The organism is Ruegeria sp. C11, from assembly GCF_056537725.1.
In genome coordinates this window covers 50,823-72,980 of record NZ_JBQFSB010000003.1, presented here as the reverse complement: position 1 = coordinate 72,980, position 22,158 = coordinate 50,823, and the positions used below count along the sequence as shown (strand labels likewise).

Here is a 22,158-nt window from a genome sequence, read left to right as displayed (position 1 = left end):
CTTGCATGCGCAGGAGGCTTCTTATGGAAAAGGTAAATGGCATAGGTGGAGTATTCTTTCGGGCCAGAGGTCCTGAGGCACTGGCGCTTTGGTACGAAACGCATTTGGGCGTGGATCGGATCAACCCGACCCCATGGCGTCAGACAGAAGGGTATACGGTCTTTGCCCCCTTCGCACATGATACAGAGTATTTCGGGAACCCGGCGCAACAGTGGATGATCAATTTTCGGGTGGATGATCTGGATGCGATGATTGCACAGTTGCAGGCTGACGGAATTTCCGTCGAAACCCGCGAGGAATGGAACAGCGAGATCGGTCGGTTTGCCCGGTTGCATGATCCCGAGGGCAATCCGATTGAGCTATGGGAGCCACAACAATAGAAGAACGGCCTTTGTATGCCGAGGTATTCAGTTAAGTGTATGAAATTAAAAAAGAATTGATGTGTCGGTGACCTTACGTATAGTGGCCGCAAGTCACGGAGGCCCCAATGACCCCCATTCAGGATCATCCCCTGCGCTTTGCGCTGGCCAATGAGTTGCACGCACGGCCCTTTCCGGCGACGTTTGCACCATGCACTGTCGTTTTTCTGGCGATCAAGAAACCGAACGAAGCTGCGGCACGTGACCGTGGTGAAGATCTGGTACATTTGACCAACCTGCTGGATCGGCACGGCGCGCAACATCCACAACCCGGTGCCACGCATTATGCAGGTCAGATAGGCCGCCATTGGCTGAAATGGGAGCAGCATACAGAGTTCGTCACCTATACCGCCATCTCACCGAACGTCAGCGAACGGGCCTTCAACCCCGCGGATTTCGAGGTGTTTCCCCCGGACTGGCTGGATGTGAGCCCGGGCCAGAGAATCTCATCCGCGATGTTACGGGTCGTGGATCGTCCGATGGATGACGGGATCGACGACGCGCTGGCCGACTGGTTTGAATCCGAAAGTCTGGCCGTGGCGCATGTGCTGGATGATGCCGCAATCGCCGCCAGTGATTTCAGGATAGACCCCGCCGGGCACATGCGATTTGCCGTCTTTGTAACCAAAGGCACCGGGCGACGCAGGACAGGCCGTATCATTCAGCGGCTGTGTGAGATCGAGACCTACAAAGCCATATCCATGCTGGGGTTTGCCCGCGTCAAAAACCTCATGCCGCGCATTGGTGAGCTGGACAAGCGGCTGACTGATCTGATGGTTGAAATGACCGATGACGAAACTCAACCTGATGACCTGCTACCACAGCTGCTGACGGTTTCGATGGAACTGGAAACGCTGTCGGCCCGATGCTCGTTCCGCTTTGGTGCGACCGGAGCCTATGAAGCGATCGTGAACCAGCGGATCGAAGCCCTGCGAGAAGGGCGGTATCAGGGGCGCCAGACATTTGCCGATTTCATGATGCGCCGCTATGAGCCCGCGATGCGGACCGTGAAGTCCACCGAAGGGCGCCTGCAAGTCTTGTCCGACCGGGCAATTCGGGCAGGGAACCTTTTGCGGACGCGCGTGGACGTTGTTCGCAGCGCTCAGAACCAGGCCTTGCTGGAAAGCATGGACCGTCGGGCTGATATGGCGCTGAGATTGCAGCACACGGTCGAGGGGCTTTCAGTAGTCGCAATCAGTTATTACGCGGTGTCGCTGGCGGGTTATCTTCTGTACCCGCTGACGGCCGCGGGCATAAGCAAGGGAACTTTGACTGCATTAATAACGGTTCCGGTTATCGGGCTGGTCTGGTGGTCGGTGCGGCGGATCAGAAACCGGCTGGAGAAATCACACGGTTAACCGCCAGTTGCTTCGAAAGGGAAGGGAGCAAATGAAAAGGCCGCCCGGACAGGCGGCCTCTTTTGATTTTTCCGACGGCGTCAGCGTCCCCGGATGCGCGGGTCGAGCGCATCCCTTAGGCCATCGCCCAGATAGTTGACGCTCAGCACTGTCAGCGAAATAGCCAGCCCAGGCCAGAACACGCGTTCCGGGTACTGCTGAAGATAGTCGACACCGTCGAACAGCAACCGCCCCCAAGTTGGGAAGTCAGGCGGGAATCCAAGGCCAAGGAAGGACAGAGCGCTTTCCGTGATGATTGCGGTTGCGATTCCCAATGTTGCCGACACCATGATCGGCGACAGAACGTTGGGCAGGATATGCCGAGTGATGATCTGGGAATTGCTTGTCCCGATGGAGCGGGCGGCCAGAACAAACTCACGCTCTTTGATGGCCAGCACGTCGCCACGCACAATGCGTGCAGTAGGCATCCAAGAGGTAACACCAATAGCGGCAACGATCAGGATGAAAATCCCGCGCTCCAGTCCAAATGCAGCCGACAGAGGTTCACGAAACAGCAGCATCATGACCAGCAACAGCGGCAGCAGTGGCAGCGCCAGGAACAGGTCGGTCAGGCGCATCAGCGGTCCGTCCAGCCGTTTGAAGAACCCGGCAACAACTCCGATGAACGATCCCAGAAACAGGGCCAGCAACATCGCGGTGATGCCCACAGATACCGAGGTTTGTCCGCCAGACATCATGCGGGCCATGATATCGCGGCCCAGCTGATCGGTACCAAAGGGATGCGCCCAACTTGGGCCCTGATTGCGCGAGCGGATATCGATCTGAGTTGGATCAATCGTCCAAAGGTACGGACCGATATAGACGGCTGCCACGATGAAGATAAACAGCACGGCGCCCAGCATCGCGCCCTTGTGGGTTTTGAACTGATCCCACACATCGCGCCATTGGCTGCGCGGTGGGGTTGCCAGTTCTTCCATCACGTCCGCAGTTGGCAGCGCGGTCGAGGCCGGCGCGATACCTTCGTCCGGGACCAGCGTATCGGTACGATCATGATCAGTCATAGCGAATCCTCGGGTCCAGAATGCCATAGAGAACGTCGGCGATCAGATTGAACAAAACGATCAGCACGGCGAAAATGAAAGTCAGTGTTTGTACCATCGGCAGGTCATTTGCCTGGATGGCGCCGATCAGCAATTGGCCGATTCCGTTTACCTTGAACACCTGCTCGGTGATGATAGCACCGCCGAAGATGGCCGGAATACCAAGGGCAATCACGGTGACAACGGGGATCATCGAGTTGCGCAGGACGTGCACCATAACCACGGTATATTCGCTAAGGCCTTTGGCGCGGGCGGTGCGAACATAATCCTGATTGAGATTGTCCAGCATCGAGGCCCGCATGAACCGGCTCAACTGCGCGGTGATCTGAAGGGCCAGCACCATGACCGGCATGATCATCTGCTGTAGCTGCACAACGAAACTATCCCAGTCGTTGACCACATGGGTCGTATCATAAATCGATGGGAACCAGCCCAGTTGAACCGAGAAGATGACGATCACCAGCACCCCCGAAAAGAACGGCGGGACGGAAAAGCCGACCATTGAAACAAATGTCCCCATCTGGTCGAACCAAGAATACTGGCGATAGGCCGAATAGATGCCGATGGGCAGGGCGATTATGATGGCAACGACGTAAGCGGTGCCAACAACCCAAAGCGTCTGTGGAATACGCTGAACCACGATGTCCATGACAGGCGAGCGGGTCTGCCACGAGATTACGCGCAAATCGCCTTCGGAAAACGTTGTTCCGAACATCGAATCGATCAGAACCTGCGGTTCGATCCAGAAGAATTGCACGATCCACTTCCAGAATCGGATGTGCATCGGCTGGCCGAGACCCAAGGCCTCGCGCATCTTTTCCTTGACCTCGGGTGGGACAGTTAGCGGCACCTGTGCCATGGGGTCGCCGGGTGCAAGTTCGAGCAGCAGGAAGATCACGAGACTGATGAACAAAAGCGTCGGGACGGCTAGAACCAATCGTCGGATGGTAAAGTTCAGCATTCAGAGGGCGCCTTAGTTTATGAGTCTTTTTCTTGGGGCATTATGCCAGAGGCCGCGCCCCGATAAAGATCGGAGCGCGGTTTTGCAAGTATAACCGATCAGGAACCGGTTTTGCGATGCCAGTCGGCTGCGTTCCACAGCTCGCTGTCCCACACGTTCAGGACCACGCCACCCAGCGTGTTGGAGTGTGCCGACAGACGGCCACGGTGCACCAGCGGGATCATGCCGCCGTTTTCGACCATGATGTCGTTCAGGCGACGGGCGATTTTCGCGCGTTCCTCTGCACCGGCGGTTTCGGCCAGCTGACCATGCAGCTTGTCGAACTCTTCGTTGCAGAAACGGCTGATGTTCTCACCCTGCCACTGCGATTCCGGCTTGGGTGCCTTGTCGCACAGGCCGTTGCCCAGATAGGACTGCGGGTCGGTGCCGTTGAAGGTGTTGGCGTACATTTCAACGTCCGCATAGAACTTCTGGAAGGTGTCGGGCGAGCCCGGGTCACCGCCGAAGAAGACTGATGCGTTGATGTTGCGCAGTTCGGTTTCAATGCCGATCTGGCTCCACCATTCCTTGATCAGCGCCTGGAAGTCCTGACGGACGGCGTTGGTCGAGGTCTGATAGACGATCTTCAGCGGAACACCGTCTTTTTCGCGCACGCCGTCGCCGTTGGTGTCGACGATACCTGCGTCATCCAGCAGTTTCTTCGCACCTTCGATGTCCTGCTTGTCGCAGGTGAACGTGTCCGAATTCACTGCAGCAGGGGCCGGAACCCAGTTACAGGTGACCTGACCAGCCTGACCATAGCCGATTTCCACCAGCAGCGGACGGTCGATTGCCAGCGACATGGCTTTGTAAACCGCCGGGTCTTGCAGGAACGGGTGCGGATGCTTGGCCGTCGAACGCTCGCCTTCCGGCAGGTCGGGCGACGGGTTGGTTTGGTTCAGCATGATACGCTCGACCAGCGGGCCAAAGCCTGCGACCGGAGTACCTTTGCCACCTTCCTGCATCTGCTGGATCACCTCGGGTGCCAGCTGCAGGTTCCAGGCATAGTCGAACTCGCCCGTTTCCATGACGGCACGTCCAGCCGCGGTTGCATCGCCGCCACCTTTGAAGGTCAGCGTCGCAAAGGCGGGTTTCGCCGGATCGCGATAGTTGTCGTTGGCCTTCATGGTGATTACGTCGTTCGGCTTGAACTCGGTGACAACAAACGGGCCGGTGCCGATCGGATTAAAGTTCTGCTCGGTGCATTCCGGGGCTTTCGCACCCATGCAGTCGGCGAACTGTGCTGCCTGAATGATCGGGCTTTCGCCACCGACGAACGGACCGTACGGGAACGGGGTCGGCGCATCGAACGTGACTTTGACAGTCAGATCATCAACCGCCTCGACCGAGGTGACGCCTTCGAACTTGGTGACCTGCGCACAGCCACCTTCGGGGTGCATGCAGTAGTCAGCTGTGAACTTCACGTCCGCGGATGTGAAGGGCGAGCCGTCCGACCAGGTGATTCCAGGCGCGATCTTCCATGTGATGGAAGTCAGATCTTCGCTGACGCCACCGTTTTCGACGGTCGGGATTTCGGCGGCCAGATAGGGCACCATGTTGCCGTCTTGGTCGTAGCGCGCAAGAGGTTCGATCACCAGCGAGGCCGATTCAACGTCCTTGGTGCCGCCCGAGAGGAACGGGTTCAGGATCGATGGCGCTTGCCAATAAATGATGCTGACATTGCCATCCGAGCCACGCTCGGCAAAGGCCATCGGGGCCATGGCCGTGCTGGCGATGGCGCCTAGCAAAAGAGCTTTGACTTTCATTCTACACTCCTTGTTGGACACGTGTGTGTCTCTCGTTTCTCCGCTCTGCCTGCGGATTAGGCGTTGCCGTTTTGGGGTAAGATTCTGATATTTCACCAAATCGCATCTTACGTTTCGCGAAATACACCCTCTCCCCAGGAACGGTTACGAGGCGTATCGAAACAGAGTTTCCGAAAATTGCAAGTCTTGCCGTGGGGAAAATCAGCAATGCGTTTGACTTTCACCGCCTTGCCGCCTTAGCGTTTGGCCCTCAAGAACAACAAGCCGCCAAGGGGAGCGCGCGCGTGCTGGACCAGCCTATTGCACAGATCAGGAAACTGCGGGTCGAATTCCAGACCAAGGACGGACCCGTGGTTGGGGTCGAGGATGTATCCTTTGAGGTAAATCCCGGCGAAACCGTCTGTATCGTTGGCGAATCCGGGTCCGGAAAATCGGTGTCGTCGCTGTCTTTGATGCGCCTTGTCGAGTTTGGCGGCGGTGAAATTGCCGGTGGTCAACTGCTGTTTGACCGGCGTGATGGCGAGGAACTGGACCTTTCCGGGGCCGATCAGGATCTGATGAAACAGATTCGCGGCAACGAGATCGGAATGATCTTTCAGGAGCCGATGACGGCGCTGAACCCGGTCTTTACGGTCGGCCGTCAGTTGACCGAAGGGCTGCGTATCCACAAGGATTTGTCCAAGGCAGCTGCCGAGGAGCGCGCGTTGGAACTGTTGCGGCAGGTTCGTATCCCCGAGCCGGAGCGGCGGTTGAAACAGTACCCGCACGAATTGTCCGGCGGCATGCGTCAGCGTGTCGTGATCGCGATGGCCATGGCGTGTGAGCCGCGCCTGCTGATCGCGGATGAGCCGACGACGGCCTTGGATGTGACGATTCAGGCAGAGATTCTGGCATTGATGGACCGGCTCAAGCGGGAAACCGGCACTGCGGTCATGTTCATCACCCACGACATGGCGGTGGTGGCCCAGATGGCGGACCGTGTGGTCGTCATGTTCCGGGGCAACAAAGTCGAAGAGGGTACCGTTTCCGAAATCTTCGAAAACCCGAAGCACGATTATACCAAGGCTTTGCTGGCTGCGGTGCCGAAACTGGGCGAGATGCGTGGAAAATCGGCGCCTGAGCCGATGAAGCTTCTGGGAGTGGAAGGGCAGAACATCGCGCCGATTCCCGGAACCGAGGACCCATTGCTGACAGTCAGAAACCTGACGACGCGCTTTCCGGTCAAAGGCGGTTTGCTGCGCCGTACCATATCAAATGTTCACGCGACCGAAGATGTATCGTTCACCCTGAACAAGGGCCAGACGCTGAGCCTTGTGGGCGAATCCGGTTGTGGCAAGTCGACGGCGGGCCGTTCGATTCTGCGCCTTGTCGAGCCGCTGGCGGGTGAGGTCGATCTGGACGGCGTCGATATCATGAAGCTGGATCAAAAGGGATTGCGCAAGGCGCGTCTAGACATGCAGATGATCTTTCAGGATCCCTTTGCCTCGCTCAATCCTCAGATGCAGCTGGTGGATCAGGTTGCTGAGCCGATGCGCAATTACGGCGTGGCGTCGGGATCGGAATTGCAGGATCGGGTGGCCAACCTGTTTGACCGTGTGCATCTGCCACGCAGTTTCATGCGCCGCTTCCCGCACGAAATGTCGGGTGGACAGCGACAGCGTATTGCCATTGCACGGGCTCTTGCGCTGAACCCGAAACTGATCATCGCAGACGAAGCCGTTTCGGCGCTGGACGTGTCGGTGCAGGCGCAGGTTCTGAATCTGATGATGGAGCTGCAATCCGAACTTGGTCTCAGCTATCTGTTCATCTCGCACGACATGGCTGTGGTCGAGCGGGTCAGCCACCATGTTGGCGTCATGTATCTGGGCAGAATCGTTGAGCTTGGGCCCCGTGCGCGCGTTTTCGAGAACCCTCAGCACGCCTATACCCAAGCACTGATGAAGGCGGTTCCGATCGCTGATCCGAACAAGCGAAAGTCGGAAAAAGACTTGAACTTCAAGCCCATCCCGTCCCCCATTCATCCAATTGGATACAAGCCGGAACCGTCGGAATACCGTGAAGTCGAACCGGGCCACTTCATCCTGACGACCGATAGCGGATATTGAACCAATGCCTGTGCGTCTGACGCCTTTGGAGATCATGACCAAGCTGATCTCCTTTCCAACGGTGAGCCGCGACACCAACCTGCCGCTGGTTGACTGGGTCGAAGGATATCTTGAAAGCCACGGGATCACGCCGCATCGCTGGCCGGACCCGCAGCAGCCGCACAAGGCGGCGCTGTTCGCTCATGTCGGCCCTATGGAAGAGGGCGCAGTTGTCCTGTCCGGGCACACGGATGTTGTGCCCGTGGACGGGCAGCCCTGGGATACCGACCCTTTCACTGTGACTGAACGCGATGGCAAGTATTTTGGGCGCGGCACCTGCGACATGAAAGGGTTTGATGCGCTGGCCATCTGGGCGCTGGTCGAGGCGCAGTACAAAGGCGTCAAGCGTCCACTTCAACTGGCGCTGAGCTTTGATGAAGAGATCGGATGTACGGGTGCCCCGCCGATGATCGATGCGATGCAGGACGTGCTACCCAAAGGATCGGCGGTGATTGTCGGCGAGCCGTCGATGATGCAGGCGGTGACAGGGCATAAGGGGGGCTTTGGCTATGACACCCATGTTGTCGGGTTCGAGGTTCACAGTTCGATCATGCATACCGGCGTCAACGCGATCATGTCCGCCTCGCCCCTGATCGAATGGGCCAATCGGCGCAATGCCGAAAATATGGCGGCAACACCATCGGAAATTGCAGCGATGTTCGATCCGCCCTGGACAACCTGTCATGTGGGTATGATTCAGGGTGGCACGGCGCATAACATTACTGCCAAAGACTGCCATTTCATGATGGATTTCAGGGTCGTTCCGGGGGAAGAGGCCGACCAGTGGCGCAATGAGTATTTTGAGCAGGTGAACCGCATTGAGGCCAGGATGCAGGCGACCCATCCTGATGCCCGCATCGAGTTGTCTGAAAATTTCTCGATCCCCGGTCTGGTGCCCGAAAAGGATGGCGAGGCCGAAGCGTTGGTGCGGTCCCTGACCGGGGACAATGCCTCACATGTCGTGAGCTACGGTACCGAGGCCGGACAGTTTCAGGAGGCGGGATATTCCGCCGTGATTTGCGGTCCCGGGGATATCGCGCAGGCGCATCAGCCAAACGAGTTCATTACCGTTGCGCAGTTCAACGCCGGTCATAAATTCATGGAAGGCCTTCTGGAAAGGCTGGTTGAGCAATGACGCGTAAGGCTTTGCGACGAAGACACTAATTCCGCAGGTGGTCCAAAAAGGGGAGAGTTGGATATGCCGATCAAGAACAGACTGGCCGAAATGCATGGTGAGATCACCAAATGGCGTCGGCATCTGCACGCACATCCCGAACTGATGTACGATGTGCAGGAAACAGCAGCCTTCGTTGTCGAGCGCCTGAAAGAGTTTGGCGTCGATGAAATTACTCCCGGCGTCGGAAAAACCGGGGTTGTTGCGGTGATACGAGGAAAAACCGACACAACCGGGCGCGTGATTGGATTGCGCGCGGATATGGATGCATTGCCGATCGAAGAGGCCACGGGGTTGGATTATGCATCGACCGTTTCGGGCAAGATGCACGCCTGCGGGCATGACGGGCACACCTCGATGTTGCTGGGTGCCGCCCAGTATCTTTCGGAAACCCGCAACTTTGACGGCACTGTTGTTCTGATTTTTCAACCGGCCGAGGAAGGCGGAGCAGGCGGGTTGGCCATGTGTCAGGACGGCCTGATGGAGCGCTGGGGCATTCAGGAAGTCTATGGAATGCACAACATGCCGGGATTGCCGGTTGGAGAATTTGCCATTCGGCCCGGTGCATTGCTCGCTTCATCCGATGAGTTCGAGATCGTGGTGACGGGCAAGGGTGGCCACGCTGCTGCCCCGCATGATGCGGTGGATACAACGTTGGTTGCTTCGCACATTGTTGTGGCACTTCAGTCGGTTGTTGCGCGTACGGTCGATCCGGTCAAACGCGTCGTTCTGACCGTGGGAACATTTGTGACTGACAGCGTCGCGTCGAATGTCATCGCCCATACGGTCCGGTTGCAAGGTACGGTCCGGACGCTGGACCCCGAATACCGCAGCATCGCCCAGGAGCGGGTGCGGCGCATTGCCGAGGACACGGCGTCGGCTTTTGGCGCGAGTGCCGAGATGATCTGGACGCCCGGCTATCCGGCGACTGTGAATTCCGAGGTTGAAACCGGGTATGCCGCCGAAGCCGCCGAGGCTATTTCGGGAAAGGTGAATGACAACACCGACCCCATCATGCCGTCAGAAGATTTTGCCTACATGCTTGAAGAACGGCCCGGAGCATACATCTTCATCGGGAACGGGGACACGGCGATGTGCCATCACCCCGAGTACAATTTTGACGATGACGCCATTCCGGCCGGCTGCAGCTGGTTTGCTGAACTGGTGGAACGACGAATGCCTGTGGCGTGAAAAAGGGGAGAATGACATGCCGATCAAAAACCGTCTTGCAGAGATGCACCAAGAAATCACCGGCTGGCGGCGTGACATTCACCAACATCCCGAAATTCTCTACGACACACACCGGACCAGCGCCCTTGTTGCCGAAAAGCTGGCGGAGTTTGGTTGCGATGAGGTTGTGACCGGAATCGGAAGAACCGGCGTTGTCGGGGTTATCAAGGGCAAGGCGGATACGCAGGGCCGCGTCATCGGGTTGCGCGCCGATATGGACGCGCTGCCGATGCAGGAGCAGACGGGGCTGGACTATGCCTCAAAAACTCCGGATGCGATGCATGCATGCGGACATGATGGGCATACCGCGATGGTGTTGGGGGCCGCAAAATATCTGGCCGAGACACGGAATTTCGATGGAACCGCCATTGTCATCTTTCAGCCTGCTGAAGAAGGCGGAAACGGTGCAGAAGCCATGGTCAAGGACGGCCTGATGGACCGGTTCGGGATTCAGGAAGTCTATGCGATGCACAACGTGCCCGGCGTTCCGACCGGGCAATTTGCGATCAGGTCCGGTCCGCTGCTTGCAGCAGCTGACGAGTTTGACATTCAGTTGGAAGGTCGCGGCGGTCATGCCGCCAAACCGCAGGAAACCGTGGATACGACTGTCTTGCTTTCGCAGCTGATTGTCGCGTTGCAAACCATCGTTTCGCGGAATGCCGATCCTATCCATCAGGGTGTTTTGTCGGTGACGTCAGTTGAAACCTCGTCCAAAGCTTTCAACGTGATCCCGCAATCCGCGCGGTTGCGTGGAACGGTCCGGACCCATTCGAAAGAGATGCGCGATCTGATCGAAAACCGTTTGAAGGGTGTGGTGCAAGGCATAGCGGACACATTCGGAGGAACCGCTGAAGTTACCTACACACGAGGCGTACCGGTCACGATCAATGCCGAAGAGCAGACGGGCTATGCCACCGAAGCCGCGCTTGCCGTGGGCGGCAGTTGCGATGAGGCGCCGATGGTGATGGGGGGCGAGGATTTCTCGTTCATGCTGGAGGAACGTCCGGGCGCCTTCATCATTCTGGGCAACGGCGACAGCGCAGGGCTGCACCATCCCGAATACAATTTCAATGATGAGATCATCCCGATGGGATGTTCGTGGTTTGCCGAAATGGTCGAGCGCCGGATGCCGGCTGCTTGAGTGGAAACAGGAGAGAGAGAAGAAATGCCAGTTAAGAACCGATTTGCAGAATTGCAGGACGAAATCACCGCGTGGCGCCGTGACATTCACGAAAATCCGGAAATCCTGTTTGATACGCATCGGACCAGCGCTCTGGTAGCCGAGAAGCTGAACGAATTTGGTTGTGACGAGGTTGTGACGGGGATTGGCCGCACCGGGGTTGTCGGTGTGATCAAGGGCAAGTCTGACACAAAAGGCAAGGTGATCGGGCTGCGTGCCGACATGGATGCGCTGCCGATTCTGGAGGCGACCGGGTTGGATTATGCATCGAAAACTCCGGGTGCGATGCATGCCTGTGGTCACGATGGGCACACGGCGATGCTGCTTGGTGCCGCCAAATACCTGTCTGAGACCCGCAATTTTGACGGAACAGTCGTGGTTATCTTTCAGCCTGCCGAAGAAGGCGGCGGCGGCGGCAAAGAGATGTGCGATGACGGCATGATGGGTCGTTGGAACATTCAGGAGGTTTACGGAATGCACAACTGGCCCGGTAAGCCGGTTGGCAGCTTCTCCATCCGCCCCGGAGCGTTCTTTGCCGCGACAGATCAGTTCGACATCACTTTCGAAGGGCGGGGTGGTCATGCCGCCAAACCGCATGAGACTGTCGATACCACCATTATTGCCGCAAAGGCCGTACTGGCCCTGCAGACGATCGCATCGCGCAACGCAGACCCGATCGATCAGGTCGTTGTGTCCGTGACGTCGTTCGAAACCTCGTCCAAGGCCTTTAACGTGATCCCGCAGCAGGTGCAGATCAAAGGCACCGTGCGGACCATGAGCAAGGACATGCGTGATCTTGCCGAACAGCGTATCAATGAAATCTGCAACGGTATCGCGGCCACTTTCGGCGGTACGGCGGACGTGAATTACATCCGTGGGTACCCGGTTATGGTGAACAGCGACGAGCAGACCGATTTCGCGGCACAGGTTGCGCGTTCGGTGTCCGGCGATTGCGAGGACGCACCTTTGGTCATGGGGGGCGAGGACTTTGCCTTTATGCTCGAGGAAAGGCCGGGTGCGTATATTCTGGTCGGGAACGGCGATACTGCGATGGTTCACCACCCCGAGTACAATTTCAACGACGAAGCCATCCCGGCCGGGTGTAGCTGGTGGGCAGAAATTGTCGAACAACGGATGCCAGCTGCGTGATATTTGACGGGGCGGGGGCGCTGCCCCCGTCACGCATTGCGCGACTCCCCTGGAGTGTTCCAGGGCCGATGAAGCTGAATACCCTTTGCATGGGGCAATTGTCAGGCGAGATCGAGGCGGGTGCAGAGGGTGTCGACGACGACGTCCAAGGCGGAGCTTTGATCGGCAACGCAGCCTTGTGCCGCAGCGCGTGCTGTAGCAAGGGCTGTGTCATCAGTTAGCCAGTGGGCAACTGCATCGGCCAGATCCTCGGACGTCCGCACCTCTTTGGCGCCGCCGCTATCGACTAACGGAGCAAAGGTTTCCCTGAAATTGAAATACCCGGGCCCGGTGAGAATCGCCGCCCCGGCCTGCGCTGGTTCGAACGGATTGTGGCCGCCAATTTCCTTCAGGGATCCGCCGAGGAAGACGATAGGGCAAACTGCATACCATGTGCCGGTTTCGCCGAGGGTATCGGCCACATACACCTGTGTGTCCGCTTCGATGGTTTGCCCGGCGGTGCGCAGCGCAAAGGATTGACCGGCAGTTTCGATAAGGCTGACAACGTCGCCGCGCCGTTCGGGGTGGCGGGGAATGAGAAGAAGGAGCAGATCCGGCCAGTGTTTGAGCAAAGTGGAATGCGCGGCAAGGGTGATTTCTTCTTCGCCCGCGTGTGTCGAACTGGCAATCCAAACCGGGCGTTCGCCGATTTGAGTGCGGATGTCCGCAAGTGTTGCGTGGTCGATCGGAAGCGGGTCTGACATAGCTTTGAGGTTTGTGCCGGGCTGAACGTGTGCTGAATCGGCCCCCATCTCGATCAGGTTGGAGGCGGTCTGGTCGTTCTGCGTGAGGAACAGACGGAACCGGCTGAGGATGAATCCAGCGGTCTTGCGGCGTTTTTTCCAGCCGGCGACTGATTTTTCGGACAAACGCGCATTCAGCAGTGCCAGCGGGACACCTTTTCCGGCGCTTTCCACAATGAGGCGCGGCCAGATTTCACTTTCGACAAAGATCCCGGCATCGGGGCGCCAATGGTCGAGAAACCGGCGAACCGGGGCAGCGGTATCCAAAGGCGGATACTGATGTCGGGTTCGTGGCGGCAGGCGCTTTGCAATGAGCTCAGCCGAGGTAGGCGTTCCGGATGTGATCAGGAATTCTGCATCAGGCAGGCGCTGGCCCATTCGTTTGATAAGGCTCAGGACCGAGAGACTTTCGCCGACGCTGGCTGCGTGAAACCAGATCAGCCGACCCTCGGGCCGGGGCAGGCTGGCATGGCCAAGACGCTCCTGTTGTCGGTTTTGGGGAACACCGGCGGTTTCCAGTTTGCCGCGCACGGTTTTCCAGGCAATCGGGGCCAGCAACGAGGTTATCGCGCAGTACGATTTGTAAAGCAGCGTCGGGTGGCCGCCCGGGTCAGACATATCAGCCGCCCGTATGGCTCATGTGGCGGGTCATCTGACCGTCAATACGCTGGCGGGAATAGTCGAAATCGTGGCCCTTGGGTTTGAGGGAGATGGCAGCGCGGATCGCGTTCTCGAGCGGCTCTTCCGTGTCGGGGTGATCACGCAATGCGCCGCGCAGGTCGGCCATATCCTCTTGCCCGAGGCACATGAACAACTCACCGGTGCAGGTCAGGCGCACGCGGTTGCAGCTTTCGCAGAAATTGTGGCTGAGAGGTGTGATAAAGCCGATTTTCTGACCGGTTTCTTCCAGCCGAACATAGCGTGCCGGACCGCCGGTTCGCTCGGCCAGATCGGTTACCTGATAGTGGTTTTCGTATTCGGCACGCACATCCTTGAGCGACCAGTACTGATCAAGCCGGTCCTCATTGCCAATGTCGCCCATCGGCATGACCTCGATCCAGGTCAGGTCCATGTCGCGTTCGGCGCACCATTCGGTGATCCGGGGCAGTTCCTCTTCGTTGAAACCTTTGAGGGCCACGGCATTAATCTTGATTCTCAGCCCGGCTTTCTGCGCAGCGTCAATTCCGCGCATGACCTGTGGTAGACGCCCCCATCTGGTGATCTGGCTGAACTTGTCATCGTCCAGCGTGTCGAGGGATACATTTACGCGGCGAACACCCGCAGCATACAGATCGTCCGAAAACCGGGACAGTTGAGATCCGTTGGTGGTCAGCGTCAACTCTTTAAGTGCGCCGCTTTCCAGATGCCGCGTCATCGAGTTGAAGAACGTCATGATGTTACGACGCACCAATGGTTCGCCACCGGTAATCCGCAGTTTTTCCACGCCTAGATGGACAAATGTCGAGCACATGCGATCCAGCTCTTCCAGCGTCAGCAGTTCTTTCTTGGGCAGAAAGGTCATGTTCTCGGACATGCAATATACGCAGCGGAAATCGCAGCGGTCCGTAACGGAGACGCGGAGATAGGTGATAGCGCGGGCAAACGGGTCGATGAGCGGAGCAGTCATGCGCAATACGTAAAGCGGCAGGGGGCCAGCGGCAAGGGTGATCTGCCGATTTTGACTGGCAAGCCCGGATGGGCAACGGTAGGGTTCGGTTATGAAACACACCCTTTTGATCTTTTGCGTTTTCCTTGCCGGTTGCGACGCCATCCGTTCAACATCGAGCCGTCTGTTCGATGGTGGCGAGAAGCAACCGGAATCCGTTGTCGAAGAACAGGTTGTCGAGGATCAGGTTGAGGAACAGCCTGTCGCGGCCGCCATTCCGGGGTGGCAAGGAGCCAAAAAGACAATTGCGGGATTGGGCGATCCCAATACGCCCGGGCGCTGGCTGGAAACGCCGCTGGTTCAAAGCGAGATCAATGGAAGGATAGTCGTGCCCAGAACGGGTGCGCAGGCCTACGTTACGCTTGTGCCCGCACCGGGCCCGGAAGGCGGCGGAAGCCGCCTGTCAGTTGAGGCGATGCGCGCATTGCTGGTGCCGTTTGATGAATTGGTCGAACTGGAAGTTTATTCCAACTGATCCCTGAGATATTTGCCCGCTTCCTTGCGAGCAAAGGGTTTCATGCTTTCCCCGTGCTGGTCCAAAAAAGCCACGACCCGGTCAGCGTCGTGTTTGGACAGTTCCCGCAGCCACCATGCCACCGCCTTTTGGATAAACCAGTCGCGATCGGAAACATACGTGGCGGCCCAGCCAAGAATGCGGGCGCGTTGTTTCAGCTCTGCAGGTTTTGGATGGTTTTGCTTGGTCCAGGGCAGGGTCGCGACAAGTACGGCGCGCCTTGTCCACATGTGATCAGAAACAGTCCAGTCTGCGACCTGATCCAGACGCGAAGGGTCGGTGGTCAGGCGTTTCTGCATTGCCATGCAGGCATGATCAGCAATTGCCCAGGCGTCGAAATCCGGTAGCCAGCTTTGTAACAGGTCCCAAACAGCCTCATCAGGGCGGATGCGCGCCTGCGTCAGTACCTTGGATGCGGCAACACGCGCCTCGTGAATGTTCGTTTTCCACAGGACATCTGCCAGCTCAACCCGTTGGCTAACATCCAGCGTTTGCCGCCACGATTTGCTCAGATCGTTGAGAACCGGGTTGGAAACGCCAAGGTAAGGGCGGCTGACTTTGTGATAAGCCTCCATCTGGGCAGCTTTTTCGGGATCGGAATGGGCTTTGATCTGGTCGAGATATTCGTTTGCCATTCTGAAACCTCAGACGGGAACGCCGGTAGGCTTGCCATCGATTGTCGTCTGGTTTTTCTCAGCCCAGTAGGCGCGTATGTCCTCGTCGGACTTGCCGTCCACCCATTTCTGCATCGTGTCCCGATCCTCTCGGAAGTCCATGAAAGGCACTGCATAGCCGCAAGAGGTCTGAACTACGTCGATGGCTACATCATAGATTTGTCTAGCGCTGCGATGGTTTGGAAAATGTCCTGACAGTTCCTGCCAGTCGGCGTCATCGGCATGCACGGTCCGAGCGGTACCGTATGCGCGCAGGATGAGCGGCCGAGTGGTGAACGAACACCACATCAGCGTCATTCGGTCATTTTCCAACAAGTGCCCGGCAGTTTCATTCCCACTGCCTGTCAGGTTCATCCACAAGATACGGTTTGGCCCCATGACCCGCAGGCTGTCCATTCCCTTGGGAGAGATGTTCACCCGACCGTCAGACCCGGCCGATCCGGTAAAAAAGAGGTGCTGTTCCGAGATGAACTTTGTATGCGCCCCATCCAGAGCAGGGAATTGTTTGGCCATTTCCTATTCCACCGTAACAGATTTTGCCAGATTACGAGGTTGATCGACATCGGTGCCTTTGGCAACCGCGGTATGATAGGCCAGCAATTGGGCAGGGACCGCGTACAGGATCGGCGTCAGGCTGGGGTGTACATGCGGCATTCGGATGGTTGTCCATACGCCGTCTTCGGCATCCGCAATCCCTTCGTCATCTGAAACCAGAATGACCTTGCCCTTGCGCGCCATCACCTCCTGCATGTTCGACACGGTCTTGTCAAAGACCGTATCACGCGGTGCCATTACGACGACCGGCATGTGTTTGTCGATCAGGGCGATGGGGCCGTGTTTCAACTCGCCCGAGGCATAACCTTCGGCGTGGATATAACTGATTTCCTTGAGTTTTAGCGCCCCTTCCAGTGCGAGCGGATACATCAGCCCGCGTCCAAGGAACAGCACATCGCGCGCCTCGCTCAGTCGTTGTGAGGCCTTGCGGATCGCACGGTTTTGATCCAGCGCCGCATTCAGTGCGGATGGAAGGCCGCGCAGGGCGGCGGCGTGATCTGCCAGTTCCTCATCAGACAATGTACCGCGATCTGCGGCTGCCTTGAGCGCCAGCATCAACAGAACGCTTAACTGGCAGGTGAAGGCCTTGGTCGAGGCAACACCAATTTCGACACCGGCATGGATGGGCAAAGCGATATCGCTTTCCCGCGCGATAGAGCTTTCGGGTACATTGACCACGGATACGATCTTGTCCGCCTTGCCCTCACAATAGCGAAGCGCGGCCAGCGTATCGGCGGTTTCGCCGGATTGACTGACGAACAGCGCCAGCGTGCGGCCCGGGATCGGGGGTTCGCGGTAACGGAACTCGCTTGCAATATCGACTTCGACCGGCATCCCGGCAAGTTGTTCGAACCAGTATTTTGCAGTGAGGCAGGCATAAAACGCCGTCCCGCAAGCCACCATTGTCAGGCGGTCCAGCTTGGTGAAGTCCAGATCCACTTCCGCAAACTGAACCCTGTCTGTTCCCGTCGGCAGATAAGACCGGATCGCCTGGGCGACAACAACTGGTTGCTCCGCAATCTCCTTGGCCATGAAGTGTTTGTGGCCACCTTTGTCGGTGCGCGACTGATCCAGCTTGATCTTGCGCATCTCGCGATTGGCCAGTTCACCCTTTTCGTTGCGGATTTCCAGCGAAGTACGGGTCAGAACCGCGCGGTCGCCTTCCTCAAGATAGGTGATCCTGTCTGTCAGCGGTGCCAGCGCGATCGCGTCCGACCCCACGAACATTTCACCATCTCCATGCCCGATTGCCAGCGGCGAGCCTTTGCGGGCGGCAACGATCAGATCGTCCTCGGCATCGAATAGAAACGCCAGCGCAAATGCGCCTTCCAAACGGTCGATTGTGGTAAAGGCAGCCTCGACCGCAGACATGCCGGAATTCATGTAATGCTCGGCCATCAACGCGACGGTTTCGGTATCAGTCTCGGTTTCGAATCCGATCCCGTTTTCAGCAAGCTCAGCGCGCAGTTCGCGGTAGTTTTCGACAATACCGTTATGCACGACGGCTACCGGCCCGGCGCGATGGGGATGCGCGTTTGTGACCGATGGCGCCCCGTGTGTAGCCCAGCGGGTGTGCCCGATCCCGGATTTTCCGGGCAGCGGGTCGTGAACAAGTAGGTCGCTCAGGTTGACCAGTTTGCCAACGGCCCTGCGTCGCCCCAACGCCCCGTCATTCACGGTTGCGATGCCTGCGCTGTCATAACCGCGGTATTCCAACCGCTTCAGCGCTTCGACAAGAATGGGCGCGGCTTCGTGCTGCCCAAGTACTCCGACAATTCCACACATCGTTCAGGCCCCTTTATCGCGGCGAGCCTTTTTCGCCTTTAACATATCAAACAATTTACGCGCGTAGCCCGGTTTGTTTTCCTGTCGTGGACGCGCGACAGCCAAAGCGTCGGCCCCCACATCCTTGGTCACCACAGTTCCGGTTGCAGTCATTGCACCGTCGCCCAGCGAAACCGGGGCGACCAGCATGGTATTCGAGCCGATAAACACGTTCTGCCCGATCTCTGTGCGGTGCTTCATGACGCCGTCATAGTTGCAGGTGATCGTGCCCGCCCCAATATTTGTCGCAGCACCAACCGAGGCGTCACCAATATAGCTGAGGTGATTGACCTTTGCGCCTTCGCCAATTTCTGCGTTCTTGATCTCGACAAAATTGCCGATCCGCGCACCTTCGGCCAGTTCTGCACCGGGGCGCAGGCGGGCGTAGGGTCCGACAATTGCCTCACGGCTGACGTGGCATCCTTCAAGGTGCGAGAACGCCCGGATCGTTGCACCGCTTTCGACGGTGACGCCGGGGCCGAACACCACGTTGGGTTCGATAACCGTGCCCCTTCCGATAACGGTGTCTGCGGCCAGATAAACGGTTTCGGGAGCCATCAGTGTAACGCCTAGTTCCAGCAGTTCGCTACGCGCGCGCGATTGAAACACCGCATCGGCAGCCGCCAGATCGGCGCGGGAATTGACGCCCAGCGTCTCGGCCTCGTCACACGCGACGGCCGTGACGTTCAATCCGCGGCTGCGGGCGATCTCAACAACATCGGTCAGGTAGTATTCGCCGGAGGCATTGTCGTTTCCAACCGCATCGATCAGTGAAAACAATGTTGCTGCGTCGCAAGCCAAAAGGCCGGAATTGCAAAAGGTTATCCGGCGTTCTTCGTCCGTTGCATCCTTGAATTCAACGATCCGCTCCAGCGTGTCACCCTGCATTACAAGTCGCCCATATCGGGCCGGATCAGCCGCTTCGAAACCGAGAATGACCAGATCGCTCCGAGAGCGCGCCGCAATCATGCGTTCCAGCGTTTCGGGTTGCAGGAATGGCGTATCTCCGTAGAGGACGACCACGTCTCCTTCAAACCCTTCCAGCGCTGTACGTGCTTGTGCGACCGCATGAGCGGTGCCCAGCTGTTCCTCTTGCCGAACGACCTGTGCCGTCTCGTCCTCGGACATCGCAGCCTTGCCGACGGCATCGGCGCCGTGTCCGGTCACCACAACTGTGCGCTCCGGCGACAGAACGGCACCAGCCCGCATGGCATGCACCAGCATGGGGGCATGGGCAATGGGATGCAGAACCTTTGGAATTTCCGAATTCATTCTTGTGCCTTTTCCGGCGGCCAGAATGACAAGGGCAGTACTCATGAAAATGATTTCTCTTTTGTTTTGTCGCTGTCCGTTTTATCCGCTGGGGGCAAAGTCGCAAGCGGTTCGGCGATCAAACAAGATTGCCGTTTGCAACACGGTATGGCGAAAACTCGCCGAGCAAGGAGCTAACATGGGGACGGTCATCTTTGATCTGGATGGGACACTGGCGGACACGTCCGGGGATTTGCTGGCCGCAGCAAACCACTGTTTTCGGCAGATGGGATATGGTGACGTTCTTGTGCACGGGCAGGATGCGGGGATCGCTTTGCGCGGCGGTCGCATGATGCTGACTCACGGGCTTGAGCGGGTGGGGGCCTATGACATCGAGACTGTCCACACCTATTATCCCGTGCTGCTGGATGCATATTCCGAAGCTATCGACATTCACACAAGCTTTTATCCGGGTGCGATGGACGCCGTCGAAAAACTGAAGTCCGCAGGTTACGGCGTTGGTATCTGTACGAACAAACCCGAAGCACTGGCGGATCAGTTGTTGAAACAGATGGGGGTGCGGGACAGTTTCGCATCGCTGGTTGGCGCAGACACTCTGCCAGTGCGCAAGCCTGACCCCGAACCGCTGCGCGAAGCGGCGCGGCGTGCGGGCGGTGATCCGGCGCGATGTGTGCTGATCGGGGATTCGGATACCGACCGGAATACGGCACGGGCGGCAGGTGTGCCTTCGGTATTGGTGACATTTGGTCCTTCGGGCGACAATATGGCTGCGCTGGAACCAGAGGCATTGCTTGATCATTTTGACGATTTGCCAGGATTGGTGCCGGACCTGATCGGTGCCACGGCCTGACAGGTGATTGTTGCCTTGACCCGGCCTGCGCCCGGCTTCACAACTGAGCCATGACAGAGAAATTCACCGGCAGTTTTACCCAGCAGGAACCAATCCCGGATGACGCGATCGACGCGGCGATGGCCGTGCTTCGCCATGGCCGTTTGCACCGCTACAATGTGGCACCTGGCGAATTGGGTGAGACAGCCTTGCTGGAGCAGGAATTCGCGACGCAGCTTGGGTCAAAGTACTGCCTGGCTGTGGCTTCAGGCGGTTATGCACTGGCAACGGCCTTGCGCGCGGTTGGCGTGCAGCCGGGTGATCCGGTCCTGACCAACGCATTTACACTTGCGCCGGTTCCGGGGGCCATCGCCTCGGTCGGGGCGAAGCCGGTGTTTGTCGGCGTAACCGAAAACCTGACCATTGATCTAGACGATCTGCAATCCAAGCTTGCGCGGGCCAATGTCCTGATGCTGAGCCATATGCGCGGACATCTGTGCGATATGGACCGGTTAATGCAGATTTGTGATGCGGCGGGCGTCACTGTGATCGAAGATTGTGCCCACACCATGGGGGGCGCCTGGAATGGTGTGCCGTCTGGGCGAAGCGGGGCAATTGGCTGTTACTCTTGCCAGACCTACAAGCACGTCAATTCAGGTGAGGGTGGTCTGCTTGTCACTGATGACGAAGAGTTGGCGGCCAAAGCCATCATGCTGTCCGGATCATATATGCTCTATGAACGCCATCTGGCTGCTCCCCCGGCAGAGGTCTTTGATCGGATCAAATACCACACTCCGAATATTTCGGGACGAATGGACAATTTGCGGGCTGCGATCCTGCGACCTCAGCTACGCGACCTTGATGCGCAGGTGGCGCGATGGAACGAACGCTACCAAGTGATCGAAAACGGATTGCGCGGTACGCCCGGGTTGACTGTTGTGGAAAGGCCCGAGGCTGAAACCTATGTCGGCTCTTCCATTCAGTTTCTATTGATGGACTGGGCTGCCGAGCGCATTTCAGAGGTCATCCGACGTTGTGCTGCGCGCGGGGTCGAACTCAAGTGGTTTGGTGGGACAGAGCCCACCGGCTTTACGTCCCGCTATGACAGCTGGCGCTATGCAGAAAGCGAGCAGATGCCCGAAAGTGACCGCGTTTTGGGCGGCATCATGGACATGCGCGTTCCGCTGACCTTTACGCTGGAGGATTGCAGCCTGATCGCGCGCATCATTCGTGCCGAAGTGGGTGCGGTTTATCAATCCTGAGCGCCGTAACCGCAGGTTCAGGTGATGTCACTCAGAGGGTTTTGTGTTGCCGCCACTATACGTGGTTCTTCTGCTGTTTGCCTGCCGGGATGGTTGGTGGTGAAAGGGAAGCAGCATTGCCGTTCGTTGGGCGGGAGTGGACCGGAGTGCGCCTGTTTGTGCGTCAATGTCTGTAACGGCATCTTTGCTGGACCTGAGTTGGCGATTGTCTTGGGTGCCGTATTTACCCGCTTGCCTTCAGAAACGCGCTATCCGGGTCG

19 protein-coding genes are annotated in these 22,158 nt (G+C 57.9%); 10 read left to right on the top strand and 9 right to left on the bottom strand.

Going from position 1 to position 22,158, the window contains the following annotated elements:
• Positions 1 to 23 precede the first annotated feature (23 nt).
• Together ACR0NA_RS06335 and ACR0NA_RS06330 are read left to right on the top strand one after the other, a co-directional pair.
• Complete coding sequence (locus tag ACR0NA_RS06335) at positions 24 to 380, top strand: VOC family protein (RefSeq protein ID WP_480727133.1); 357 nt, start codon at positions 24 to 26, stop codon at positions 378 to 380.
• A 107-nt stretch (positions 381 to 487) separates the two neighbouring features.
• The gene (locus tag ACR0NA_RS06330) at positions 488 to 1,777 is read left to right on the top strand and encodes a DUF3422 family protein (RefSeq protein WP_480727131.1); all 1,290 of its coding nucleotides are present in this window, start codon (positions 488 to 490) and stop codon (positions 1,775 to 1,777) included.
• 80 nt (positions 1,778 to 1,857) lie between these two features.
• On the opposite strand, the gene ACR0NA_RS06325 is transcribed toward ACR0NA_RS06330, so the two are convergent.
• The 3 genes from ACR0NA_RS06325 to ACR0NA_RS06315 form a co-directional block, all read right to left on the bottom strand.
• On the bottom strand, positions 1,858 to 2,838 hold the full coding sequence (locus ACR0NA_RS06325; protein ID WP_480727127.1) for an ABC transporter permease: 981 nt from the start codon (positions 2,836 to 2,838) through the stop codon (positions 1,858 to 1,860).
• The gene (locus ACR0NA_RS06320; RefSeq protein ID WP_170650709.1) at positions 2,831 to 3,838 is read right to left on the bottom strand and encodes an ABC transporter permease; all 1,008 of its coding nucleotides are present in this window, start codon (positions 3,836 to 3,838) and stop codon (positions 2,831 to 2,833) included. Before ACR0NA_RS06320 ends, ACR0NA_RS06325 begins: the two co-directional genes overlap by 8 nt.
• 98 nt (positions 3,839 to 3,936) lie before the next feature.
• Positions 3,937 to 5,643, bottom strand: a complete 1,707-nt coding sequence (locus ACR0NA_RS06315; RefSeq protein ID WP_170650708.1) for a peptide ABC transporter substrate-binding protein — start codon at positions 5,641 to 5,643, stop codon at positions 3,937 to 3,939.
• Positions 5,644 to 5,927: 284 nt separating this feature from the next.
• On the opposite strand from ACR0NA_RS06315, the gene ACR0NA_RS06310 reads away from it, so the two are divergent.
• The 5 genes from ACR0NA_RS06310 to ACR0NA_RS06290 all read left to right on the top strand — a co-directional run bounded on the left by ACR0NA_RS06310 (position 5,928) and on the right by ACR0NA_RS06290 (position 12,520).
• Positions 5,928 to 7,748 carry an ABC transporter ATP-binding protein gene (locus ACR0NA_RS06310; protein ID WP_480448907.1) on the top strand — a complete coding sequence of 607 codons (1,821 nt, stop codon included), beginning with the start codon at positions 5,928 to 5,930 and terminating at the stop codon, positions 7,746 to 7,748.
• A 4-nt stretch (positions 7,749 to 7,752) separates the two neighbouring features.
• Positions 7,753 to 8,922, top strand: coding sequence for an acetylornithine deacetylase (gene argE, locus ACR0NA_RS06305; RefSeq protein WP_480727123.1), 1,170 nt, complete (start codon positions 7,753 to 7,755; stop codon positions 8,920 to 8,922).
• Positions 8,923 to 8,985: 63 nt separating this feature from the next.
• Positions 8,986 to 10,152, top strand: a complete 1,167-nt coding sequence (locus ACR0NA_RS06300) for a M20 aminoacylase family protein (RefSeq protein WP_480727121.1) — start codon at positions 8,986 to 8,988, stop codon at positions 10,150 to 10,152.
• Between the two features lie 16 nt (positions 10,153 to 10,168).
• Positions 10,169 to 11,332 (top strand): M20 aminoacylase family protein, encoded by a 1,164-nt coding sequence (locus ACR0NA_RS06295; protein WP_480727118.1) that lies wholly within the window; start codon positions 10,169 to 10,171, stop codon positions 11,330 to 11,332.
• A gap of 24 nt (positions 11,333 to 11,356) precedes the next feature.
• A complete protein-coding gene (locus ACR0NA_RS06290; RefSeq protein ID WP_170650703.1) occupies positions 11,357 to 12,520 on the top strand; it encodes a M20 aminoacylase family protein in 1,164 nt (387 codons plus the stop codon).
• Between the two features lie 101 nt (positions 12,521 to 12,621).
• On the opposite strand, the gene ACR0NA_RS06285 is transcribed toward ACR0NA_RS06290, so the two are convergent.
• Positions 12,622 to 13,920, bottom strand: a complete 1,299-nt coding sequence (locus ACR0NA_RS06285; protein WP_480727113.1) for a 3-deoxy-D-manno-octulosonic acid transferase — start codon at positions 13,918 to 13,920, stop codon at positions 12,622 to 12,624.
• A gap of 1 nt (position 13,921) precedes the next feature.
• The gene (moaA, locus tag ACR0NA_RS06280; protein ID WP_480728021.1) at positions 13,922 to 14,929 is read right to left on the bottom strand and encodes a GTP 3',8-cyclase MoaA; all 1,008 of its coding nucleotides are present in this window, start codon (positions 14,927 to 14,929) and stop codon (positions 13,922 to 13,924) included.
• Between the two features lie 91 nt (positions 14,930 to 15,020).
• Here moaA and ACR0NA_RS06275 point away from each other — a divergent pair, with 91 nt between their 5' ends.
• On the top strand, positions 15,021 to 15,443 hold the full coding sequence (locus tag ACR0NA_RS06275; protein ID WP_480727111.1) for a hypothetical protein: 423 nt from the start codon (positions 15,021 to 15,023) through the stop codon (positions 15,441 to 15,443).
• Here ACR0NA_RS06275 and ACR0NA_RS06270 read toward each other — a convergent pair.
• Genes ACR0NA_RS06270 through glmU form a run of 4 tightly spaced genes read right to left on the bottom strand, consistent with a single transcriptional unit; the run spans position 15,431 to position 19,852 of the window.
• Positions 15,431 to 16,117, bottom strand: coding sequence for a DNA alkylation repair protein (locus ACR0NA_RS06270; protein ID WP_480727110.1), 687 nt, complete (start codon positions 16,115 to 16,117; stop codon positions 15,431 to 15,433). The genes ACR0NA_RS06275 and ACR0NA_RS06270 overlap by 13 nt on opposite strands.
• 9 nt (positions 16,118 to 16,126) lie before the next feature.
• Positions 16,127 to 16,669, bottom strand: a complete 543-nt coding sequence (locus ACR0NA_RS06265; protein ID WP_480727107.1) for a pyridoxamine 5'-phosphate oxidase family protein — start codon at positions 16,667 to 16,669, stop codon at positions 16,127 to 16,129.
• A 3-nt stretch (positions 16,670 to 16,672) separates the two neighbouring features.
• On the bottom strand, positions 16,673 to 18,496 hold the full coding sequence (glmS, locus tag ACR0NA_RS06260; RefSeq protein ID WP_480727105.1) for a glutamine--fructose-6-phosphate transaminase (isomerizing): 1,824 nt from the start codon (positions 18,494 to 18,496) through the stop codon (positions 16,673 to 16,675).
• A gap of 3 nt (positions 18,497 to 18,499) precedes the next feature.
• On the bottom strand, positions 18,500 to 19,852 hold the full coding sequence (glmU, locus tag ACR0NA_RS06255) for a bifunctional UDP-N-acetylglucosamine diphosphorylase/glucosamine-1-phosphate N-acetyltransferase GlmU (RefSeq protein ID WP_480727103.1): 1,353 nt from the start codon (positions 19,850 to 19,852) through the stop codon (positions 18,500 to 18,502).
• 133 nt (positions 19,853 to 19,985) lie between these two features.
• On the opposite strand from glmU, the gene ACR0NA_RS06250 reads away from it, so the two are divergent.
• Both ACR0NA_RS06250 and ACR0NA_RS06245 read left to right on the top strand, forming a co-directional pair.
• On the top strand, positions 19,986 to 20,657 hold the full coding sequence (locus ACR0NA_RS06250) for an HAD-IA family hydrolase (RefSeq protein WP_480727100.1): 672 nt from the start codon (positions 19,986 to 19,988) through the stop codon (positions 20,655 to 20,657).
• A 50-nt stretch (positions 20,658 to 20,707) separates the two neighbouring features.
• Positions 20,708 to 21,898 (top strand): DegT/DnrJ/EryC1/StrS family aminotransferase, encoded by a 1,191-nt coding sequence (locus ACR0NA_RS06245; RefSeq protein WP_480727098.1) that lies wholly within the window; start codon positions 20,708 to 20,710, stop codon positions 21,896 to 21,898.
• Positions 21,899 to 22,158 lie beyond the last annotated feature (260 nt).

Excerpts from the sequence above, each read along its gene's own strand:
- ACR0NA_RS06335 (WP_480727133.1), top strand. The coding sequence starts at position 24 with ATGGAAAAGGTAAATGGCATAGGTGGAGTATTCTTTCGGGCCAGAGGT.
- ACR0NA_RS06330 (WP_480727131.1), top strand. The coding sequence starts at position 488 with ATGACCCCCATTCAGGATCATCCCCTGCGCTTTGCGCTGGCCAATGAG.
- ACR0NA_RS06325 (WP_480727127.1), bottom strand. The coding sequence starts at position 2,838 with ATGACTGATCATGATCGTACCGATACGCTGGTCCCGGACGAAGGTATC.
- ACR0NA_RS06320 (WP_170650709.1), bottom strand. The coding sequence starts at position 3,838 with ATGCTGAACTTTACCATCCGACGATTGGTTCTAGCCGTCCCGACGCTT.
- ACR0NA_RS06315 (WP_170650708.1), bottom strand. The coding sequence starts at position 5,643 with ATGAAAGTCAAAGCTCTTTTGCTAGGCGCCATCGCCAGCACGGCCATG.
- argE (WP_480727123.1), top strand. The coding sequence starts at position 7,753 with ATGCCTGTGCGTCTGACGCCTTTGGAGATCATGACCAAGCTGATCTCC.
- ACR0NA_RS06300 (WP_480727121.1), top strand. The coding sequence starts at position 8,986 with ATGCCGATCAAGAACAGACTGGCCGAAATGCATGGTGAGATCACCAAA.
- ACR0NA_RS06295 (WP_480727118.1), top strand. The coding sequence starts at position 10,169 with ATGCCGATCAAAAACCGTCTTGCAGAGATGCACCAAGAAATCACCGGC.
- ACR0NA_RS06290 (WP_170650703.1), top strand. The coding sequence starts at position 11,357 with ATGCCAGTTAAGAACCGATTTGCAGAATTGCAGGACGAAATCACCGCG.
- ACR0NA_RS06285 (WP_480727113.1), bottom strand. The coding sequence starts at position 13,920 with ATGTCTGACCCGGGCGGCCACCCGACGCTGCTTTACAAATCGTACTGC.
- moaA (WP_480728021.1), bottom strand. The coding sequence starts at position 14,929 with ATGACTGCTCCGCTCATCGACCCGTTTGCCCGCGCTATCACCTATCTC.
- ACR0NA_RS06275 (WP_480727111.1), top strand. The coding sequence starts at position 15,021 with ATGAAACACACCCTTTTGATCTTTTGCGTTTTCCTTGCCGGTTGCGAC.
- ACR0NA_RS06270 (WP_480727110.1), bottom strand. The coding sequence starts at position 16,117 with ATGGCAAACGAATATCTCGACCAGATCAAAGCCCATTCCGATCCCGAA.
- ACR0NA_RS06265 (WP_480727107.1), bottom strand. The coding sequence starts at position 16,669 with ATGGCCAAACAATTCCCTGCTCTGGATGGGGCGCATACAAAGTTCATC.
- glmS (WP_480727105.1), bottom strand. The coding sequence starts at position 18,496 with ATGTGTGGAATTGTCGGAGTACTTGGGCAGCACGAAGCCGCGCCCATT.
- glmU (WP_480727103.1), bottom strand. The coding sequence starts at position 19,852 with ATGAGTACTGCCCTTGTCATTCTGGCCGCCGGAAAAGGCACAAGAATG.
- ACR0NA_RS06250 (WP_480727100.1), top strand. The coding sequence starts at position 19,986 with ATGGGGACGGTCATCTTTGATCTGGATGGGACACTGGCGGACACGTCC.
- ACR0NA_RS06245 (WP_480727098.1), top strand. The coding sequence starts at position 20,708 with ATGACAGAGAAATTCACCGGCAGTTTTACCCAGCAGGAACCAATCCCG.